This window comes from Jatrophihabitans sp. (assembly GCA_036399055.1).
Lineage (GTDB): Bacteria > Actinomycetota > Actinomycetes > Mycobacteriales > Jatrophihabitantaceae > Jatrophihabitans_A.
The window spans coordinates 153,648-173,582 of record DASWNX010000017.1; the positions used below are offsets into that span (position 1 = coordinate 153,648).

The window sequence follows — 19,935 nt, forward strand, 5'->3', positions numbered from 1 at the left end:
AAACATGAGTTTTCTGCGACCCAAAAACGAACTGGTCACCCCCGAGTCCGCCCTGTCCGGCAGGCCGGACTATCCGTACAGCATTCCCGAGACCCATCACGTCACCGGTCGCCGGATCCGGGAGCCGTTCGAGCAGGACGGTTTGGAGACCGCGGTGTTCGGCATGGGCTGCTTCTGGGGCGCGGAGAAGGACTTCTGGCAACTGCCGGCGGTCCACTCCACCGCGGTGGGCTATTCCGGGGGCTACACCGAGCACCCGACGTACGAGCAGACCTGCAGCGGTCGCACCGGCCACGCCGAGGTGGTCGCGGTGTTCTTCGACCCGGCTCGGATCAGCTACCCCGAACTGCTGAGCGTGTTCTTCGAGAACCACGACCCCACCCAGGGAATGCGGCAGGGCAACGACGTCGGCAGCCAGTACCGCTCGGCGGTGTACTACACCAGCGACTCCCAGCGAGAGCAGGCTGAGGCTGCCGCCGCCGCGTTCGGCCAGCGGCTGGCGCAGGCCGGCTACGGCGCGATCACCACCGAGATCGCCCCGCTGAAGAAGTTCTACTACGCCGAGGACTACCACCAGCAGTACCTGGCCAAGAACCCCAACGGCTACTGCCCGGTGCTGGCCACCGGCGTGAGTTGCCCGGTCGGGCTGTTCGCGCCGTCTTCCTGAACGGCTGACCACCCGAAGCGGCGCGGTCAGGTGCTCTGCTGCGCCAGCCGCTGCTGAATGGACTGCTGCAGCCGCTGCAGGCCCGCCGGTCCGACCAGCGGGAGTTGGCTCTCGATCAGCTGCAGGATGTCGCGGTCCGAGCGGACGGCCTCGCTGGACTGGATGAGAACCGTTCCAGCGCCGGTGAAGTCGAACTGGCGCTCCTCGCCGGAGGAGGCGCCCATCATGGCCATCGCCGAGCCCAGGAAGCCGGTCATCCAGCCCGCGTCGTAGCGGTGACTCGGGGCCGGGCAGTCCGCCCAGCCAAGCAGTGCCTCAGGATCGACCCGCAGCGGCGGCTCGGCGAACATCACCGCGCCAGAGGACGAGGCAAGGAACTTGCCCGTCCCGACCAGGGTCAGGTAGCCGGGCACGATCGACTGCTGCAGCGCCAGGCTGCCCTCGAAGGCCAGCAGGTTCGCGGCCTTGATGGTGAGGTTGCCGTCCTCCAGGTCATAGGAGTTGATCTCATAGCCTCGGTCTCCCAGCACTAGTTTGCCGCGGCCCTCGGCCACCACCCAGTCCTGGGCGTACAGCGGCGAGGAGAACTGGGAGGCGACCATCTGGAAAACGTGCCCGCTCAGGCCACGACCGCGCACGGCCACGAACTGCAGCGAGCCGTAGAAGGCGATCATGGCGCCCTTGGTCAGAAACCAGGGCTTGGTGATCTCCAGCGAGTACGCATACGGGTTGTCCGGCACGTTGTCGTCATCGGGCAGCGACACCGCGCTGTGCACCGCGATCGTCATAGCTTCTGCTCCGATGCCTGGACGTAGACGACGCCGTCGCCGGTCAGCTTGAGCTGCATGGCCTCTCCCGCTCCCCGGCCCACCGCATCGCGCCAGCTCACCTGGGCCGCCAGCTTGACCTCGACATCGCCCACGTGGCCCACGTAGGCCTGCGGATCGACGACCGTGCCGCCGCCGGCGCGGACGGGCAGCTCGATCGTGCCGCCGTGGCTGAGCAGCACCACCGCGCCGTGGCCGGAGAGCTGGGTGGTGAACAGGCCCTGACCGGTGACGGCGCCACGGACCATCCCGCGCAACCCGCCACCGCCGGAGCCGCCCGAGGACAGCGGGACCACCGCGGATTGCAGGCTTGCCGTGTGGGCCAGCAGCCGGCTCGACTCGACCACCAGCCGGTCGCCGCGCAGCGGCACCACCGTCACGTGCAGCCCGGCCCGGCCGTAATGGATCTCGCCGCTGCCGGTGGCCACCATCATGACCTGGTGCTCGCCTGCCATGGCCCGCCCAGCCATGCCGACCAGCCCACCCATGCCGCCGGCGCCACCCGGGCCGTGCGGGGTGAACCGGACGTCCCCGGTGTAAAAGAGCATTGCCCCCTTGCGGGCGAGCACGTCGCCGCTGGCGGCCAGGTCGACCTTGACCACCTTGGAATTGACCTTCTCGAACGTCATGGCCGCTCCGCGGGCTGGATGTAGACCACACCCTGGCCTTCCCAGCGCAGGGAGTACGGCTCGCCGCTGCCCTCGCCCACGACCGAGGCCCAGGAGACGTCGGTGACAAAGGACTGGCTCAGCCGGCCGCGCGCGGCGACGAAGGCGTCCGGGTCGACCACTAGGGGGGACTGGGATGAGACCTCGAGGCCGATCAGCGGGCCGCCGGCGGACAGGATCGCCACCTGGCCGGTCCCGCTCACCGTCGTGGTGAACAGCCCCTGCCCGGTGGCCGCACCTCGGACCCCGGCGAACTTGACGTCCATCCGCAGCTGCCCTGCCAGAGCCAGCAGCTGGCGCGACTCGACCTGCAGCGACTCGTCGCTCAGCTCGACCAGCATCACGTCCTGGGCGTCGACGGCGAGGTAGACCACCCCCAACCCGGCGCACTCCATCAGCGACAGCGACTCACCGGTGGCCTTGCGCTTCAGGCCGGCCATCACGCCCTCGCCACCGCCCATGCCTGCGCTCTTGAACTGCACCTGCCCGTCGTAGGCCACCATCGACCCGCTGATCGCACGGATGCTGGTGTTCTGCAGATGGGCCTCCAGCACCCGTCGGCCGTTGGTTCTCAGCTGGCTCATCGGCACTCCCCCATCGACGACGGCGAGGCTAGCAGCCGAGCTGCCCTCGGCGCCTCTCGTCGCCGCCCACCACGGCCTCCGCATGGGCGAGTAGTTCCTTCGGTGGCATGCTCGCCCGATGACAACAGGCGGTAACTTCGATCTCAGCCAACTGCGCCGCTTTCCCGACGTGGAGGCGGCCAACCTGTTCGCCGTCGACGCCACCGACCGGCTGCTGCTGGACGAGGCCGAGCCGCGGCTGCCTCAGGCGCGGCCTGGCTCGGTGGTGCTGGTCAATGACCACTACGGGGCGCTGACCCTCGGCGCGGCCGCCCGCTACCAGCTCGCAGACCTTCGGGTGCATCAGGACCCGCTGTCGGGCGAGCTGGCGCTGGCCGGCAACGCCCAGCGGCTGGGACTGACCGGCCGGCACCGCCAGTTGCCGCTGGACGCCGAGCTGTTCGACGCCGCCGAGGTGGTGCTGATCCAGGCGCCCAAGAGCATCGACGCGCTGCGTGAGACCACGGAGCTGATCGCCCGGCACGCCGATCCGGGCGTCACGGTGTACCTCGGCGGCCGGGTCAAGCACCTGAGTCTGAGCATGAACGAGGTGCTGCGGGCCAGCTTCGGCGACGTCAAGGCCGGCCTGGCTCGGCAGAAGTCGCGGGTGATCACCGCCCGCGAGCCGCGCCAGGACGCGACCGGGTCGAGCTTTCCGCGGCGGGAGCACCTGAGCGAGGCCGACCTCTGGGTGTGCGCGCACGGCGGCGCCTTCGCCGGGACCAAGCTCGATCTGGGAACCCGGCAGCTGCTGGCGTTGCTGGATCGAATGGCGCCTGGGATCAGCGCCGGCGCGACGGCGGTCGACCTGGGCTGCGGCACCGGGATCCTGGCGGCGGCACTGGCCAAGGCCCGTCCCGAGCTGCAGGTGATCGCCACCGACGAGTCGGCCGCGGCGGTGGCCTCGGCCCGGGCGACGATGCTGGCCAACGAGGTGGCCGACCGGGTCAGCGTCCGGCGTGAGGACGCGATGAGCGGGCTAGCCGACGCCAGCGCCGACCTGATCGTCTGCAACCCGCCGTTTCATGTGGGCGCCACCGTCAATCCGGCGGTGGCGCACAAGCTGTTCCGGGCGGCCGGACGGGTGCTGCGTCCCGGCGGGCAGCTATGGGTGGTCTACAACTCGCACCTGGATCACCGGGGCAGCCTGGAGCGGTTCATCGGCAGCACCCGGCAGGCGCACCGCGACCCCAAGTTCACCGTGACGGTGTCGGTCCGGCGCTGAGCCGGCCCTGCGACAGTAGGCTGAACCGCATGCCGGAGCTACCGGAGATCGAGGCGCTGGCCGCGTTCCTGCGCGAGCATGCCGTCGGGCGCACCGTGATCCGCTCCGACGTCGCCGCGTTCAGCGTGATCAAGACCTTCGACCCGCCGCTGACCGCCCTGAACGGGCTGACGGTCACCGGCGCCGGCCGGCACGGCAAGTTCCTCGACCTCGAGGTCGACGGCTTGCACCTGGTCACCCACCTCTCCCGCGCCGGCTGGCTGCAGTGGCGCGAGAAGCTGTCACCGGCGCCGCCCAAGCCCGGACGCGGGCCGCTGGCCTTCCGGCTGCACCTGGCGCCAGGGATCGACTCTGACGAGGATCCCGATGCTCCGCCGGCCGGCTTCGACCTGACCGAGGCCGGCACCCAGAAACGGCTGGCGGTCTACCTGGTGCGCGATCCGCTGGAGGTGCCCGGCATCGCCCGGCTGGGGCCCGACGCGATGGCGGTGGACCTCGAGGCCTTCGCCGCGCTGCTGGCCGGCGAGCGCGCCCAGATCAAGGGCGTGCTGACCAGCCAGTCGGTGCTCGCCGGCATCGGCAACGCCTACTCCGACGAGATCCTGCACGCGGCCAGGATCTCGCCGTTCGCGATCGCCGCGCGACTCACCGAGGCCCAGGTGAGCGCGCTCCACACCGCCATGCGCGAGACGTTGGCCGACGCGGTGGAGCGCTCGGTGGGCCAGCGGGCGGCCACGCTGAAGTCGGAGAAGCGCAGCGGCCTGGCCGTGCACGCCCGCGCCGGCCTGCCGTGCCCGGTGTGCGGGGACACCGTGCGCGAGGTGTCCTTCGCCGACAAGTCACTCCAGTACTGCCCGACCTGCCAGACCGGTGGCAAGAACCTCGCAGACCGCCGGCTGTCCCGGCTGGTGAAATGACCACTCAGCGCTGACCGCCGTCAGGAGACCGCGTGAGCACCTCAGCCGAACTTCCCGACCTTGCCGTCACCGGCTCGACCGGCGCGCTCGGCGGCATGGTCGCCCGCACGCTGGCCGGCCAGGGGGTCCAGCAGCGCCTGCTCGCCCGCACCCCCTCAAGGGCGCCTGACCTGGGCGGCGCAGTGGTCCTCCCGGCCTCCTACGCCGACAGGCAGGCAGCCACGCGCGCCCTCGACGGCGTCCGGGTGCTGTTCATGGTCTCGGCCGCCGACGCGGCCGACCGCCTCGACCAGCACCGCGCCTTCATCGACGCAGCAGCCGAAGCCGGGGTCCGGCACATCGTCTACACCTCGTTCTGCGGCGCCGCGCCCGACTCGGTCTTCACGCTCGGGCGCGACCACTACGCCACCGAGCAGCACATCAAGGACACCGGCATCGCTCACACGTTCCTGCGCGACAACTTCTACATAGACTTCCTGCCCGCCCTCGCCGGTGACGACGGCGTCATTCGAGGACCAGCCGGAGACGGGCGCGTCGCCGCGGTCACTCGCGCGGACATCGCCCGGGCGGCCGTGGCTGTTCTGACCGACCCCGACGCCCACCTAGGCGCCACCTACCGCCTCACCGGGCCGCAAGCCCTCACCATGGCCGAGGTGGCCGCCACCATAAGCGACGTCACCGGCCAGCACGTCACCTTCCACAACGAGACCGTCGCCGAGGCCTACCAGTCGCGACGCAAGTGGGGCGCTCCTGCCTGGCAGACCGACGCCTGGGTCTCCACCTACACCGCCATCGCGGCAGGCGAGGTCGACGGCGTCACCGACGACGTCAAGAACCTCACCGGGCGCAGGCCCCGGAGCCTGGCCACGTTCCTGACCGCGCGGCTGCGCTTGAGTAGGACGAGCACATCATGATCACAGGACCACACCCCGATCCGTCGGCGGCAATGTGCGAGAGGTTTGCCTGCGTGCCATCAAATAGGGGCATACTAGGCGGCGTGAACGATTCCGGACCGAATCAGGTCCCGATAGTCAGCCACGATCCGCTCCCCCAGCCTCAGTCGGTCCCGGCTGCCGGGTCTGACCGCGACAGCGGTCCACCGGGCCCCCCGCTGCTAGATGACGGCGACCGCTCGCACGTCTGCTAACGCCATGGCACGCCCGCTGTCGCGTGACCGTAGCCGTAGCCGTCCGGCGCTGGCGCCGAACCCGAACCCGTGGGTGATCGCCCACCGGGGCGCCTCCGCCGACGCCGCTGAGCACACCCTGCCTGCCTACCTGGCGGCCATCGAGACCGGCGTCGACGGGCTGGAATGCGATGTCCGGCTCACTCGCGACGGTCATCTGGTGTGCGTGCACGACCGCACCGTCAACCGCACCTCCAACGGAACCGGGATCGTCAGCGAGCTGGACCTGTCGGGTCTGCAGGCGTTGGACTTCCGCTCCTGGCACGACGAGCTGCCCAGCTCCCCGGACGAGCTGTTGACCGACTCGCCGTACCTGGCCGGCGTCGCCCCCGATCGCGAGGGGTTAGACAGCTGCACGGTCTTGACCCTGGAGGTGCTGCTGGGGGTGGTCGCCGACGCCGGCCGGCCGCTGCGGCTGCTGATCGAGACCAAGCACCCCACCCGTTACGGCGGGCTGGTGGAGCAGGAGCTGGTCCGGCTGCTCAGGCGCTTCGGCTGGGCCGGCCGCGGTGACCCAGCGACCCCGGCCGGTGTGAACCGGGAGCTCGACGGCCATCCGGTGACGATCATGAGCTTCGCTCCGACCGCCCTGCGCCGCATCCGGCAGCTGGCGCCCTCGGTGCCGCTGACCCTGCTGATGGACGGCCGCCGGATGCCCCTGCGCCGGGACGGGTCACTGCCGACCGGGGTGCGCATCGGCGGGCCGGGCATCCGGTTGCTGCGCTCGGAGCCGGACTACGTCGAGCGGGCGCACCAGGCGGGCAACCGGGTGTTCTGCTGGACGGTGGACAAGCCCGAGGACGTCGAACTGGTCAGCCGCCTGGGCATCGACGCGATCATCACCAACCGGCCCGCGGCGGTGCTCGCGCAGCTGCGGCCCCCCACCGGCTGAGCCGTCCCGCGCATTCAGGGTCACATCGCTGCAAATCGGACGGACCCGGCACACACCGTTAAAACCTACGGCCCGTAACCGACAGATAGCACAAAGTCATTGGCGAGTCGAGGTATATCTGGCCACAGGCTGGGTACAAACCTGACATCAGCAGTGTCGCTCGTCGGGTGCGCTGCGCGACAGGAAAGCTGGCCAGATGTCCACGCTGTGGGTCGAACACGCCTCCAGCAGCGCCGCGATCGCTCGCCGCAGCGTGCTGGCCGCCTTCGGCGACGCGGGGGTGACCGGTGAGCCGGCCCTGGACGCGGCGCTGATCGCCAGCGAGCTGGTCGGCAACGCGGTCCGGCATGCCGCGCCGCTGCCGTGCGGCCAGCTGGCGGTGAGCTGGTCCGTCGACGACGAGGGCTACCAGATCTCGGTGACCGACGGCGGCACGGACAGCTGCGCCGCCGACATCTCGGCTCGGCTGCCCGACTGCCAGGACACCTGCGGCCGCGGCCTGCGGATCGTGGCCGAGCTCGCCGACACCTGGGGAGTGGCCGCCGAGGACAGCGGCGCCACCACCGTCTGGGCACGGGCCAGAAAGCACGACTAAGGGTCTAGTACGCCGACCTGACCGCCGAAGACGGCAGGCCGCGCATCACCCGCAGCACCACCGAGAGCGTCGCCAGATCCACCTTGTCCCGTGACAGCGCCTCGGCGAAGGTCGCCCGGGCCCGCTCGACCCGCTCGGGATTGCGCTCGGCCCAGTTGACCAGCCGCTCAGTGGCCAGCAGCGACGGGTCGGTGTCCTTGAGCACCGAGGCCGTCACCGCCGCCAGCGCCGCGTAGACGTCGTGCCGGATCGCCGCCCGGGCCAGCGCCGACCACCGGTCATCGCGAGGCAGGTTGGTGACCGCGGAGAGGATGTCATCGACGCTCAACCGCTCCGACAGCGCAAAGTGCAGGTCGGCGACCTCGGCGGCCGACCGGTCGTTGGCGACGGCTATCTCGACCACGTCCAGCAGCAGGAACGAGGTGAGCAGGCAGGAGATCTCCAGCGCCAGCTCACGCGGCAGCCCGTGCCCGACCAGCCGGTCGACCTCGGCGTAGAGGTTCTCCCGTTCCCGGCCGCGCAGCAGCTCCGGGACCTTGGGCTTCAGCTCGGCCACAGTGGGCCCGAATCGCTCGATCTCGGCGGTCACGTCGCTGATGGGAAAGCGGACGTCCACCAGCCAGCGCACCGCGCGGTCCATCGTCCGGCGCACCTCGCGGTAGCCGACGTGCTGGGCGTCGGTGCCGACCTCGTTGTCCAGCGCCTCCAGGCTGGCCCAGATCCGTTCCAGGCCGAACACCTCGCGGACCACCGTGAAGGCCCGCGCGATCTGGGCGGGATCGGCCGAGGTCTCCTCTTGCGCCCGGAACACGAACGAGGCGCCGCCCCGGTTGATCAGGTTGTTGACCACGCAGGTGGTGATGATCTCGCGGTGCAGCGGGTGCTCGGCCAGCTGGTCGGCGAACTGCTCGGCGATGGGACGCGGAAAGTAGGACCGCAGTGACTGCTGGAACCAGGGCTCGTCGGGCAGGCTGGAGGCGCCCAGGCGCTCAGCGAGGGAGATCTTGACGTAGGCGGTCAGCACCGCCAGCTCCGGCGAGCTCAGCCCGGCGCCCTCTGCCTCACGGGCGGCCAGCTCCTTGTCGGTGGGCAGGAACTCCAGCTCACGGTGCAGCTCGCCGGCCTTCTCCAGCTCCCGGATCAGCCGCCGGTGCACCGACACCAGCGACTTCGCGCCGTGCCGGGCCACGCCGAGCAGGACGTTCTGCTCGTAGTTGTCGCGCAACACCAGCGCCGCGACCTCGTCGGTGACCGAGGCGAGCAGGCTGTTGCGATGCGCCACGTCCAATTGCTTGGCCTGCACCGCGTGGTCGAGCAGGATCTTGATGTTCACCTCGTGGTCTGAGGTGTCGACACCGGCGGAGTTGTCGATGGCGTCGGTGTTGATGCGCCCACCCGCCCGCGCGAACTCGATCCGGCCGCGCTGGGTGAAACCGAGGTTGCCGCCCTCGCCGACCACGCGGGCCCGTAGCTGGCTGCCGTCGGCCCGCAGCGCGTCGTTGGCCTTGTCACCGGCGTCCAGGTCAGACTCGGTGGAGGCCTTGACGTAGGTTCCGATGCCGCCGTTCCACAGCAGGTCCACCGGGGCGGTCAGGATCGCGTGGATCAGCTGGGTCGGGGTCATCTTGCCGACGCCGGCCGCGATGCCCAGCGCGGCCGCGGCCTCGGCCGAGACCTCGATGTTCTTCTGCGTGCGGGGGTACACCCCGCCGCCGGCCGACAACAGCGTGGAGTCATAGTCCGCCCAGCTGGACCGGGGCAGCTTGAACAGCCTGGCACGCTCGGCGATCGAGACGGCCGGGTCCGGGTCTGGGTCGAGGAAGATGTGCCGGTGGTCGAAGGCGGCCACCAGCCGGATGTGGGGGGACAGCAGCATCCCGTTGCCGAACACGTCACCGGACATGTCACCGATGCCGACCACGGTGAAGTCCTGGGCCTGGGTGTCGGTGCCCAGCTCGCGGAAGTGGTACTTCACCGACTCCCACGCGCCCCGGGCGGTGATGCCCATCGCCTTGTGGTCATAGCCCACTGAGCCCCCGGAGGCGAAGGCGTCGCCGAGCCAGAAACCGCGCTCGATCGCGATCCCGTTGGCGATGTCAGAGAAGGTGGCCGTGCCCTTGTCAGCGGCCACCACCAGGTACGGGTCGTCACCGTCATAGCAGCGCGTGGCCGGCGGCTTGGCGACGTACTGGTTGCCCTCAGAATCCCGTCGGAAGTTGTCGGTCAGCTCCAGCAGCGCGGTGATGAAGCTCTTGTAGCAGGCGATGCCCTCGGCCAGCCACGCGTCACGGTCCACCGCCGGGTCAGGCAGCCGCTTGGCCACGAAGCCGCCCTTGGAGCCGACCGGCACGATCACGGTGTTCTTCACCATCTGCGCCTTGACCAGGCCGAGGACCTCGGTGCGGAAGTCCTCCCGGCGGTCAGACCAGCGCAGCCCGCCCCGGGCGACCGAGCCGAACCGCAGGTGCACCCCCTCGACCCGCGGCGAGTAGACCCAGATCTCGAACTTCGGGCGTGGCTCGGGAAGCTCGGTGATCGCCTGCGGGTCCAGCTTGACCGCGAAGGTCTGCGGACCCACGCCCGCAGCGTCGCGACGGTAGTAATTGGTCCGCAGGGTGGCCGTGATCAGGCTCAGCAGCGAGCGCAGGATGCGGTCCTGGTCCAGGCTGGACACCTCGGCCAGCGCCTGGTCCAGCTGAGCCCGGATGCCTTCCTGAAGCTCGACGCCCCCCGGATCAGCCGGGTCCACCCGCTCGGGATTGAACCGGGCGTCGAACAGCTCGACCAGCAGCGCGGCGATGCCGGTGTGCTGGCTCAGGGCCTCCTCGACGTAACCCTGGCTGAAGGTGGTGCCGGCCTGCCGCAGGTACTTGGCGTAGGCCCGCAGCACGGTGGCCTGCTGCCAGGTCAGCCCGGCCCGCACCACCAGGGCGTTGAACCCGTCCTGCTCGACACCGCCCTGCCAGAGCACCCGCAGGGTGTCGATCACGGCCGCCGAGCGCTCGGGTGAGAAGTCCACCCCCTCGCCGAGCTTGAGCCCGAAGTCATAGATCCAGGACGGCGTGCCGTTGGTGCGCTCGACCTCGTAGGGCCGCTCGTCGAGCACCTCGATGCCCATCAGCTCCAGCATCGGCAGGGTCCGGCCCAAGGACAGCGGGGCGCCGGTGCGGAAGATCTTGAGCCGGCGGTCGGCGGGGTCATCGGCCGCGGGGGTGTAGACCTCGAAGCCCAGGCCGTCCACATCGGGCAGCGATTCCAGCCGGCGCAGGTCGGCCACGGCCGTGGACGCGCCGAAATCCTCCTTGTACGCCTCGGGGAAGGCGCCGTCGTAGCGGCGCAGCAGCCGGTCGGCCTCCTGCTCGCCGACGCCGACCGTGAGCAGGTCGGCCAGGTCGTCACTCCACCGGCGGGTGACCTGGGCGACGGTGGCCTCGACCGCCGACCGGTCCGGATTGGGCACCTCCTCACCGGCTCGCAGCGCGATCAGGAACTGCATCCGGGCCAACCCGAGCTCCACGATCCGGTCGTCGCGGCCGATGATCTTGCCCGGCCAGCTCGCCAGCACCACCTCGCGCACCTTGCGCCGGGTCTCGGGCCCCAGCCGGTCACCGGGGAAGTAGACCAGGACGGTGACGAAGTCGCGGTTGAGATGCACCCGGGCGAACACCCCGATGCCGCCGCGCTCGGCGCGGTTGACCACCAGCTGGGAAAGCTTGAGCAGGTCCGGCGTGGGCGCCTCGAGCAACTCATCGCGAGGCAGCGTGCGCAGCGCGGCCAGCAACTGCCGGCCGGTGTGACTGTCGGCCCGGGCGCCGGAACGGTGCAGCACCTCGGCGATCCGGCGCCGCACCACCGGCACCCGGCCCACCGTGCCGTCGCTCTCGTCGGTGATCAGGCCGAGGAAGACGTGGATCTTGGAGGCCTCGCCGTCGCAGGGCGGGGCGACCACGGTGACGCAGTCATAACGGCTCGAGCGGCGCACGGTCGAGACCATCGGAGATTTGAAGATCACCAGCGGCGCGCCGGAGCGGTAGGCGGGCAGCAGCTCCAGCGGCGAGATGCTGGCCGCGCCCCGCAGCACGCCGCGCTCGTTGCTGGTCGCGGTGGCCGAGCGGGACGGGTTGGTCAGCTCGTTGGCCGAATAGGCCGCATGACCCAGGATCATGAAGTTGCCGTCGGCCAACCAGCGCAGCAGCTCGCCTGCCTCGGCCGAGGTGTCACGGTCGAACTCGCCCGGGTCGGCCTCGATCCGGTCGGCCAGCTCGCGGATCAGCTGGTAGAGGTCCGGGGCGTCGGCCACCGCGTTGTGCACGTCGGCGATCACCCGCCGCAGGTCCGCGGCCACCTGCTCGTGCTCGGAGTCGCGGATCAGGCTGGTCTCGATGTGCATCCAGGACTCAGCGGCCGAGCCTTCGGGCACCTCGGCGGTGTCCTCGAGGTCCAGCACCTTGGTGATCACCCCGTCGGCGTCGCGGCACACCACGATCTGGGGATGCAGGAAGTGCTCGATGACGTGACCGGCGCGTTCGAGCTCGGCCCGGGTCGAGTCCACCAGGTACGGCGCGTCCTCGGTGACCAGGTCGATGCTGGTGCCCTCGCCGTCGGAGTTGGCGATCCGGACGACCGTCTCGCCCGGCTTTCTGGCGCTGGCCGCCTGAAAGTGCAGGCGGGCCAGCTCGGTCAGCGCGCGAGCCGGCCGGCCGGGAAGCTGCGCCGCGGCCCGCATCAGGTAGCGACGTAGGAACACTTCTTCGTCGGGAGGCGGTTGGCTGCCCGGCGGCGGCTCCCGGCGGGTGTCCGCGGCGGTCTGAGCCGCTGGCTGTCCGGCGGCAGGATCGATCGATCCCGCGTCCGCGGAAAGCTCGGTCATCGCGATGTCACCTCGTTGTGACGGGCAGTGAGTCGGGCCTGATGCCTGCTCCTGACATCACGCCTGCCTAATGGAACCACAGCGAGGGCGCCGGTCATCTGCAGCCACCTCCTGCGCGGGATCTGTAGAGCCTGCCCAGCCTAGGGGCGCCGCGTCACGTCGGGACGGTAGCTGTCGTCATGTCCGCCCCGGTGTTTGAGACGATGACCGAATGGCCATGCCCGATTCAGCCCGACCACGTCCTACGCCGACCTCGGCGTCCTATTCGATCACGGTCCGGCTGTACGCGGTTCCGGACTCCTCGGTCGTGGGCCGGCTGGCCACCGCGGTGTCCGAGGCCGGAGGCCTGGTGACGGCGGTGGACGTCTCGGAGTCCCGGCACGACCGGATCACCATCGACGTCACCTGCTCGGCCGTCAACGGCGAGCACTCCGAGCAGATCGTGAGCTCGCTGCGGGCCTTGCCAGGGGTGGAGGTGCACCGGGTCTCGGACCGGACGTTCCTGCTGCACCTGGGCGGCAAGATCAAGGTCGAGTCCAAGGTCCCGCTCAAGACCCGCGATGACCTGTCGATGGCCTACACCCCTGGCGTCGGCCGGGTCTCGCTGGCGCTGGCCGCGCATCCGGAGGACGTCTCGAAGCTGACCATCAAGGGCAACTCGGTCGCGGTGGTCACCGACGGCTCGGCGGTGCTGGGGTTGGGCAACATCGGCCCGGGCGCCGCGCTGCCGGTGATGGAGGGCAAGGCCGCGCTCTTCAAGCGGTTCGCAGACATCGACGCCTGGCCGATCTGCCTGGACACCCAGGACGTCGACCTGATCGTGCAGACCGTCCAGCTCATCGCGCCCGGCTTCGGCGGCATCAACCTCGAGGACATCTCCGCCCCGCGCTGCTTCGAGATCGAGGCCCGGCTGCGCGAGCTGCTCGACATCCCGGTGTTCCACGACGACCAGCACGGCACCGCCATCGTGGTCCTGGCTGCTCTGACCAACGCCCTGCGCTGCGTCCGCAAGGGCCTGGCCACGATCCGGGTGGTCGTCGCCGGCGGCGGCGCGGCCGGCACCGCCATCGTGGACCTGCTGCTGGCAGCCGGGGTGCGCCACGTGCTGGTCTGGGACCGCGAGGGGGTGCTCTCGCCCAACGACGAGACCCTGAACCCGTCCAAGCTCGCACTGGCCCGGCGGACCAACCCCGAGGGCCTGACCGGCGACCTGCATGACGCGCTGCGCGGGGCCGACGTGTTCATCGGGGTGTCCGCGCCGGGGGTGCTGCCGGCCGAGTGGATCGCCGACATGGCCGAGGACCCGGTGGTGTTCGCCCTGGCCAACCCCGACCCGGAGACCGACATCGACGCCGCGCGCCAGTACGCCACCATCCTGGCCACCGGTCGCTCGGACTATCCGAACCAGATCAACAACGTGCTGGCGTTTCCAGGGGTGTTCCGGGGCCTGCTGGACTCCCAGGCCGGCCAGGTGAACACCGAGATGCTGTTGCGGGCGGCTTCGGCGCTGGCGCACTGCGTCAGCGACGAGCAGCTCAACGCCGCCTACATAGTGCCGTCGGTGTTCGACCCGTCGGTGCCCACCGCGGTGGCGGCGGCCGTCCGGAACGCGGCCGCCCCCCGGGAGCGGGCTCGGGGCGACCGCGGCATGGAGTGACTGGCCGGCAGCGATGAGTTAGTCGTATGAGTTCATGACGTTGGCTGGCGCCCGAGCGACCGGACGCTGTGAGGATGACCGGCGTCGGCGGCGACCGTCGGAACGATCGCTACCGGGCACTGGGATCGATGCAGCACACCGAGATTGACCGCGCCCAGCAATGGAGCCTGTAGCGGATGAATGCCACGTCGGCCGACCACGAGCAATCGCTGGCCAGCTGCGCGGGCGACCAAGCCGGCGACCGGACGCTGCTCCAGAACAACCTGACTCACCTGCACATCCGGAAATCGCTCCCGCCACGGCGTGAGCCTGTCATCGAGCAGGTCTTCCACTGTGGCCTGCTCAGCCGCAACGGCCTCGTAGAGCAGGCTGGCGGCGCTCATCAGATCCGGCTTCCAGCACACGACGACTTCCAGCACAGCGGTGTGTCGGCGTGCCTGGGCGAATCCGAAAGCCAGGACCGTGCTGTCGTCTTCGTCAAGGTTCACTCCCACCACGACGCGGCCACCGCCTGCTGAGTTCTTCGGTGGTTGCTCGCCGATCACGACGACGGGGCACGGCGCACGTTCGGCCACCGCCTGTCCGGTCGAGCCGAGCAGCAGCGAACCCAGCGCGTCCAACTTGCGTGAGCCGATAACCACCAGGCTGGCTTGGCGAGCTTCAGCGAGCAGGACCGCTGCGGCAGTGCCCTCGGATGCCACACACGACACCAACAGCTGCGGACTGAGAAGTCGGCATCGGCGAGCTGCGGCGTCCAGAACCGACTCAGCCCGGGCGTGCGCCGGCGAGGCGTCGACAGCGGCAAGCCGAGTAGCCGTGGTGAACTGCCGGTCCTGGGTGCGGCTGTAGGAGTGCACGATGCGCAACGGCGCCTCACGCAGGGCAGCCTCCGCGACCGCCCAGCGAAGCGCTGCCATATCGGCGTCGATGATGTCGATCCCGACCACCACCGCACGTGCACCGTCGTTCATCGATCCTCCTGCCAGATGTCTGAGCGACCGTCCTCTTGCGACGAGTCGTTCTCGAGTTCGATCCCAGAACAAGTCCACAACGGTTCTGCCTGCCGCGGTAGGGGCCAAGGTCCCGGTCCTGCGTCGCCGACTGTGAGTTGCCAGGCGTGGGACCATCCGATCATGGGAATCGTCCGGGCTGGTAGGCGCCGAAGGCTGGCGACTCCCGCGCGGGGCGGCGCCGAATCTACATGACCGATGCCGGTTTGGCCCCGATTGCCCTGATCGGGGAGCCTGTCGGGCCGGTGCGGCCGACCGTGGCCGAGTTCCTCACCCCGCATTCGGGTCTGAGTGGCGCCGAAGTCGCTGAGCGCGTGGCCCGCGGGCAGGCCAACGTCACCGATTCGCGCACGAGCCGCACAATCGGCGAGATCGTGCGGTCCAACGTCCTCACCGTCTTCAACGCCCTGCTCGTGACGCTGTTCGTCGTCATCCTCTTCACCGGACGGTGGCAGAACGGACTCTTCGGCCTGGTCATCATCGCGAATGCAGCGATCGGCATCGTGCAGGAGTCGCGGGCCAAACGAACCCTCGACAGGCTGGCAGTGCTCAACGCACCGCACGCGCGCGTAGTTCGCGATGGCGTGCCTGCGGCCGAGGTCGCGGTGGCCGAGGTGGTTCTGGATGACCTGCTCGTGGTGCAGGCCGGTGATCAGGTGCCGGCAGACGGAACGCTGCGTGAATCCTCCGGGCTGGAGATCGACGAGTCGCTGCTGACCGGCGAGTCCGAGCCGGTGGCGAAGGTGGCAGGCGACCACGTGCGGTCAGGATCGATCGTCGTCGCAGGTCAAGGACAGTTCCAAGCCACCGCGGTAGGCGCGGATGCCTACGTCACCAGACTGACGGCCGAGGCCCGTCGCTACAGGGTGACGCACTCGGAACTGGTCTCCGGCACGAACCGCCTGCTGAGGTGGATCTCTGTCGCCCTCGCGGTGATGGCGCCGCTGTTGGTCTGGAGTCAGTTCGGTAGCGCCGACAACCACGGGTGGCGCGATGCCGTGACCGGAACGGTGGCGGCGCTGGTAGGCATGGTGCCTGAGGGACTGGTGCTGCTCACCAGCCTGGCATTCATGATCGCCACGCTGAGCCTGGCCCGCAGGTCCACGCTGGTGCAGGAACTGCCTGCGGTTGAGGCGCTGGCCCGCGTCGACGTGATCTGCCTCGACAAGACCGGCACGCTCACCTACGGCGACATCCGCTTCGACCGGTTGGAGGTGTGTCCGGGCGCCGACGACATCGCCGTTCGGGCCGCGCTTTCGCTGCTGACGCGGGCCGATGACGCGAACGCGACCGCGGCTGCGTTGTCGGCGGTATTCACAGACGACAGTTGGCAGCCGGCTAACGTCATCCCGTTCTCCTCTGCACGCAAATGGTCGGCCATATCGGTGGATGAGCACGGAAGTTGGATTCTCGGGGCGCCGGAGATGGTCCTGCACACCCCGACCAGTCCTGCCCAAGTCGACGCACGCGCGCACGCAGACACCCTTGCCGCGGCCGGCTCCCGCGTGCTGCTGCTGGCGGCTACCGGCTCCGAGGAAGGCCTCAGCAGCGATGCGGGGCTGCCCAAGGACGTGCGACCCGCGGCGCTCGTCGTGCTGGCTGAGCATGTCCGCGAAGACGCCGAGGCCACGCTGCGCTACTTCACCGAACAAGGCGTCGGGATCAAAGTCCTCTCTGGTGACAACCCGCGCACCGTCGGCGCGGTCGCCGCGGCACTGCACCTACCAGGAGTCGGTAGCGCCGCAGATGCCGTCGACGCCCGCACCCTGCCCGAGGACCTGGACGAACTGGCGGCGGTGCTCGACACCCACAGCGTCTTCGGTCGAGTCACCCCGCACCAGAAACGGGCCGTCGTGCAGGCATTGCGACGTCAGGGGCACGTCGTGGCGATGACCGGCGACGGCGTCAACGACGCGCTCGCGCTCAAAGACGCCGACATCGGCATCGCGATGGGCAACGGCACGCCCGCCACCCGGGCCGTCGCCCAGATCGTCCTGCTCGACGGAAGCTTCGCGCACCTACCCGACGTCGTCGGTGAAGGACGCCGGGTCATCGCCAATATCGAGCGGGCGGCGAGCCTGTTCCTGGTCAAGAACATCTACGCCCTGGTACTGGCCATCATCGTCACCTTCACCCAGGACGCCTACCCGTTGGCGCCGATCCAGCTGACATTGATCTCCGCCGTCACGATCGGGATACCAGGCTTCGCGCTGGCGTTGGGCCCAAACAACCGTCGGTACCGGCCCGGCTACCTGCGTCGAGTGCTGCGCTTCGCGATTCCGACCGGCATTGTCACCGGAGCCTGCGCCTACCTCGGCTATCAATCAACAAGGCTGATCGATCACGGTGCGGAGGTGGCCGAGGCGCGCACCACCGCCACGCTCACCGTGCTGATTGTGTCACTGTGGACGCTGCTCGTCCTGGCCCGCCCACTCGCCGGCTGGAAACTGGCCCTTGTCGCGAGCCTGGGCGCCGCCGTCGCCCTCATCGTAGCCATACCGGCCCTCGGGCACGGCGTGTTCCTGCTCGACGTGACGCCCCTGCGCCTGGCTATCGCGGGCATCATCGGCGCCGTGGGGGCGGTGCTCGTCGAGCTCACCCACCGCAGCATCACCCTGTTGGTCCGGCTGGGCAGCGATCGCGGCGATGGGTCGCCAGCGAGAACCACCGAGCCAGTGATCGTCACTGACGTCTCATCTCCCGCTTGATGCCGCGGTCACCAGCGTCGGCGCATGGAGTGACCGCTTTTCTTAAGGAGACCTGATGTCACATGGAAAGCAATCACTGGCCGTCGCGCAGTCAGCTGGCTCATGGTCGAAAAATTGAATTCTCATGATGGAAATTGGCGAAAGTGATACGAAAACCCGGTGAAGTTATCGGCTCTATGCACACAGCTGTGGATGACACTGTGGGTGACCGCACAGCCTGTTCATAACTTCTGTCAAGTCGTGGATTTCTGAAGTCACGGACTACAGCTGAGATTCAGAGCTGCTCACGCAGGTCGGCGGCCGCGGCCAGGAACGCGTCATTCTCGGCGGTGGCGCCGATGGTGATCCGCACGCCGGAGCCGGGGAACGCCCGCACGATCACGCCACGGGCCTCGCAGCCGGCGCCGAAAGCGGCGGCGTCCACGCCGCCTTGGGCCGGCGGGCCCTCGTCCAGCCAGACGAAGTTGGCCTCGGAGTCGGGCAGGTGATAACCGGCCGCGCGCAGCGCGCCGGTGACCCGGGCCCGCTCAGCGACCACCTCATCCACCCGGCTGCTGAGCTGCCGCTCGGCCTCGGGCTCCAGGCTGGCCAGCGCGGCGGCCTGCGCCACGTGGGTCACCGCGAACGGGACCTGGGTCTGGCGGACCGCCGTGGCGACGGCCGGGTCAGCGGCCAGGCCATACCCGATCCGCAGGCCGGCCAGGCCGTAGGCCTTGGAGAACGTCCGCAGCACGATGATGTTCGGATAGCGCTCCAACAGGCCGGTGCCGTCCTGCACCTTCTCGTCGGTGACAAATTCGCGGTAGGCCTCGTCCAGCACCACCAGGACCTCGGAAGGCACCCGGTCCAGGAAATCGATCAGCTCGACCCCGGACACCGCGGTGCCGGTCGGGTTGTTCGGATTGCAGACGAAGATCAGCCGGGTCCGGTCGGTGACGGCGTCGGCCATCGCCGGCAGGTCATAGACCTGCTCGCGCAGCGGCACCTGCACCGCCTGCGCGCCGCCGATCGCGGTGATGATCGGATAGGCCTCGAAGGACCGCCAGCCGAAGATCACCTCGTCGCCGTGGCCGGCGCTGGCTTGCACCAGTTGCTGGCACAGCGACACCGAGCCGCAGCCCACCACCAGGTGCTCGACGCCGACGCCGAACTTCTCCGACAGCGCCAGCAGCAACTCGCTGGAATTGGTGTCGGGATAGCGGTTGGCAGCAGCCGCGGCCTCGGTGATCCGGTCCAGCACGTGCGGCAACGGCCCGTAAGCAATCTCGTTGCTGGCCAGCTTGATCGAGCCCGGGACGCTGCGACCCGGCACGTAAGCAGGCAGCGCGGACAGGACGGGACGCATCCGAACAGTCATGCCCTTAGGTTATCGCGCCGACTCGATGGTCAGCCCCGGACGGCGGCTGGTCAGCCCCGGACGGCGGCCACCGCCGCCACCACCGCGAACACCGTGAACGCCACGGCGGCTACCCGGTGCACCAGTCGCAGCGGCACCCGGCGCAGGATCACCTTGCCGACCAACACGGCGAGGGTGGCCACGCCCACCAGCGCCAGAAAGGCGCCCAGGCCGGTGGCCACCGGCTGGCCGTAGCGCGCGACCAGGCCGGCAGTGGCCAACTGCGAGGCGTCGCCCCACTCGGCGGCGAAGAGCACCCCGAAGGAGATCCCGAAGACCCGTCGATCGCTGACATCCGGCTCGGACGGCCCGCCGGCGCCCAGCTGCTCGTCGCCGCCGGCCACGCTCTCTCTGAACAGCAGGACCGCCCCGACGGCGAACAGCAGCGCCACGGTGGCCTCGAGGATCCGGTGCGGCAACAGGTGCAGCAGGCCGCCGGCGGTGACGGCGAGCACGCACTGCACCCCGAACGCGGCGGCAGCGCCGGCCAGCACCGGACGCCGGCGGTACCGGGTCGACAGCACCAGCGTCGCGAGCATGGTCTTGTCGGGCAGCTCGACGAGCACGACCGCGGCGAAGGCGAGAGCGAACGCCCCGAGGAAGGAGGTCATCTTGACGTCCATTCTGCCTGCCGCCGGATCGGGGACGTGTCCCCTCCCCTCGCGGCTCGGCGGTGACGGAGAGTGTCGGCGCC

General features: G+C 69.7%; 15 protein-coding genes. 8 read left to right on the forward strand and 7 right to left on the reverse strand.

Features of this window, described 5'->3' with window-relative positions:
* Positions 1–4 precede the first annotated feature (4 nt).
* A complete protein-coding gene (gene msrA / locus VGB75_06395) occupies positions 5–667 on the forward strand; it encodes a peptide-methionine (S)-S-oxide reductase MsrA (GenBank protein ID HEY0166656.1) in 663 nt (220 codons plus the stop codon).
* Between the two features lie 26 nt (positions 668–693).
* On the opposite strand, the gene VGB75_06400 is transcribed toward msrA, so the two are convergent.
* Genes VGB75_06400 through VGB75_06410 form a run of 3 tightly spaced genes read right to left on the reverse strand, consistent with a single transcriptional unit; the run spans position 694 to position 2,746 of the window.
* The gene (locus tag VGB75_06400; protein ID HEY0166657.1) at positions 694–1,455 is read right to left on the reverse strand and encodes an AIM24 family protein; all 762 of its coding nucleotides are present in this window, start codon (positions 1,453–1,455) and stop codon (positions 694–696) included.
* Positions 1,452–2,123 (reverse strand): AIM24 family protein, encoded by a 672-nt coding sequence (locus VGB75_06405; GenBank protein HEY0166658.1) that lies wholly within the window; start codon positions 2,121–2,123, stop codon positions 1,452–1,454. The genes VGB75_06400 and VGB75_06405 overlap by 4 nt, the downstream gene beginning before the upstream one ends.
* Positions 2,120–2,746, reverse strand: coding sequence for an AIM24 family protein (locus VGB75_06410; protein HEY0166659.1), 627 nt, complete (start codon positions 2,744–2,746; stop codon positions 2,120–2,122). The genes VGB75_06405 and VGB75_06410 overlap by 4 nt, the downstream gene beginning before the upstream one ends.
* A gap of 118 nt (positions 2,747–2,864) precedes the next feature.
* Here VGB75_06410 and VGB75_06415 point away from each other — a divergent pair, with 118 nt between their 5' ends.
* The 5 genes from VGB75_06415 (at position 2,865) to VGB75_06435 (ending at position 7,600) form a co-directional block, all read left to right on the forward strand.
* Positions 2,865–4,010 carry a methyltransferase gene (locus tag VGB75_06415; GenBank protein ID HEY0166660.1) on the forward strand — a complete coding sequence of 382 codons (1,146 nt, stop codon included), beginning with the start codon at positions 2,865–2,867 and terminating at the stop codon, positions 4,008–4,010.
* Between the two features lie 29 nt (positions 4,011–4,039).
* Positions 4,040–4,927, forward strand: a complete 888-nt coding sequence (locus VGB75_06420) for a DNA-formamidopyrimidine glycosylase family protein (protein ID HEY0166661.1) — start codon at positions 4,040–4,042, stop codon at positions 4,925–4,927.
* 32 nt (positions 4,928–4,959) lie between these two features.
* Positions 4,960–5,841 carry an SDR family oxidoreductase gene (locus VGB75_06425; GenBank protein HEY0166662.1) on the forward strand — a complete coding sequence of 294 codons (882 nt, stop codon included), beginning with the start codon at positions 4,960–4,962 and terminating at the stop codon, positions 5,839–5,841.
* A gap of 237 nt (positions 5,842–6,078) precedes the next feature.
* The gene (locus VGB75_06430; protein HEY0166663.1) at positions 6,079–7,005 is read left to right on the forward strand and encodes a glycerophosphodiester phosphodiesterase family protein; all 927 of its coding nucleotides are present in this window, start codon (positions 6,079–6,081) and stop codon (positions 7,003–7,005) included.
* A 196-nt stretch (positions 7,006–7,201) separates the two neighbouring features.
* Complete coding sequence (locus VGB75_06435; protein ID HEY0166664.1) at positions 7,202–7,600, forward strand: ATP-binding protein; 399 nt, start codon at positions 7,202–7,204, stop codon at positions 7,598–7,600.
* A 4-nt stretch (positions 7,601–7,604) separates the two neighbouring features.
* On the opposite strand, the gene VGB75_06440 is transcribed toward VGB75_06435, so the two are convergent.
* Complete coding sequence (locus tag VGB75_06440; protein ID HEY0166665.1) at positions 7,605–12,470, reverse strand: NAD-glutamate dehydrogenase; 4,866 nt, start codon at positions 12,468–12,470, stop codon at positions 7,605–7,607.
* Positions 12,471–12,681: 211 nt separating this feature from the next.
* Between VGB75_06440 and VGB75_06445 the strand changes: the two genes are divergently transcribed.
* Positions 12,682–14,127 (forward strand): NAD-dependent malic enzyme, encoded by a 1,446-nt coding sequence (locus VGB75_06445; protein ID HEY0166666.1) that lies wholly within the window; start codon positions 12,682–12,684, stop codon positions 14,125–14,127.
* Positions 14,128–14,159: 32 nt separating this feature from the next.
* Here VGB75_06445 and VGB75_06450 read toward each other — a convergent pair whose 3' ends face one another.
* The gene (locus VGB75_06450) at positions 14,160–15,098 is read right to left on the reverse strand and encodes a universal stress protein (GenBank protein HEY0166667.1); all 939 of its coding nucleotides are present in this window, start codon (positions 15,096–15,098) and stop codon (positions 14,160–14,162) included.
* Between the two features lie 230 nt (positions 15,099–15,328).
* Between VGB75_06450 and VGB75_06455 the strand changes: the two genes are divergently transcribed.
* Entirely contained in the window at positions 15,329–17,845 is a 2,517-nt protein-coding gene (locus VGB75_06455; GenBank protein HEY0166668.1) for an HAD-IC family P-type ATPase, read from the forward strand.
* Between the two features lie 274 nt (positions 17,846–18,119).
* Here the strand turns inward: VGB75_06455 and hisC are convergent, their stop codons facing one another.
* Both hisC and VGB75_06465 read right to left on the reverse strand, forming a co-directional pair.
* Positions 18,120–19,202: a histidinol-phosphate transaminase gene (gene hisC / locus VGB75_06460; GenBank protein ID HEY0166669.1), complete on the reverse strand. Its 1,083-nt coding sequence runs from the start codon at positions 19,200–19,202 to the stop codon at positions 18,120–18,122.
* Positions 19,203–19,252: 50 nt separating this feature from the next.
* Positions 19,253–19,852 (reverse strand): TMEM165/GDT1 family protein, encoded by a 600-nt coding sequence (locus VGB75_06465; protein HEY0166670.1) that lies wholly within the window; start codon positions 19,850–19,852, stop codon positions 19,253–19,255.
* Positions 19,853–19,935 lie beyond the last annotated feature (83 nt).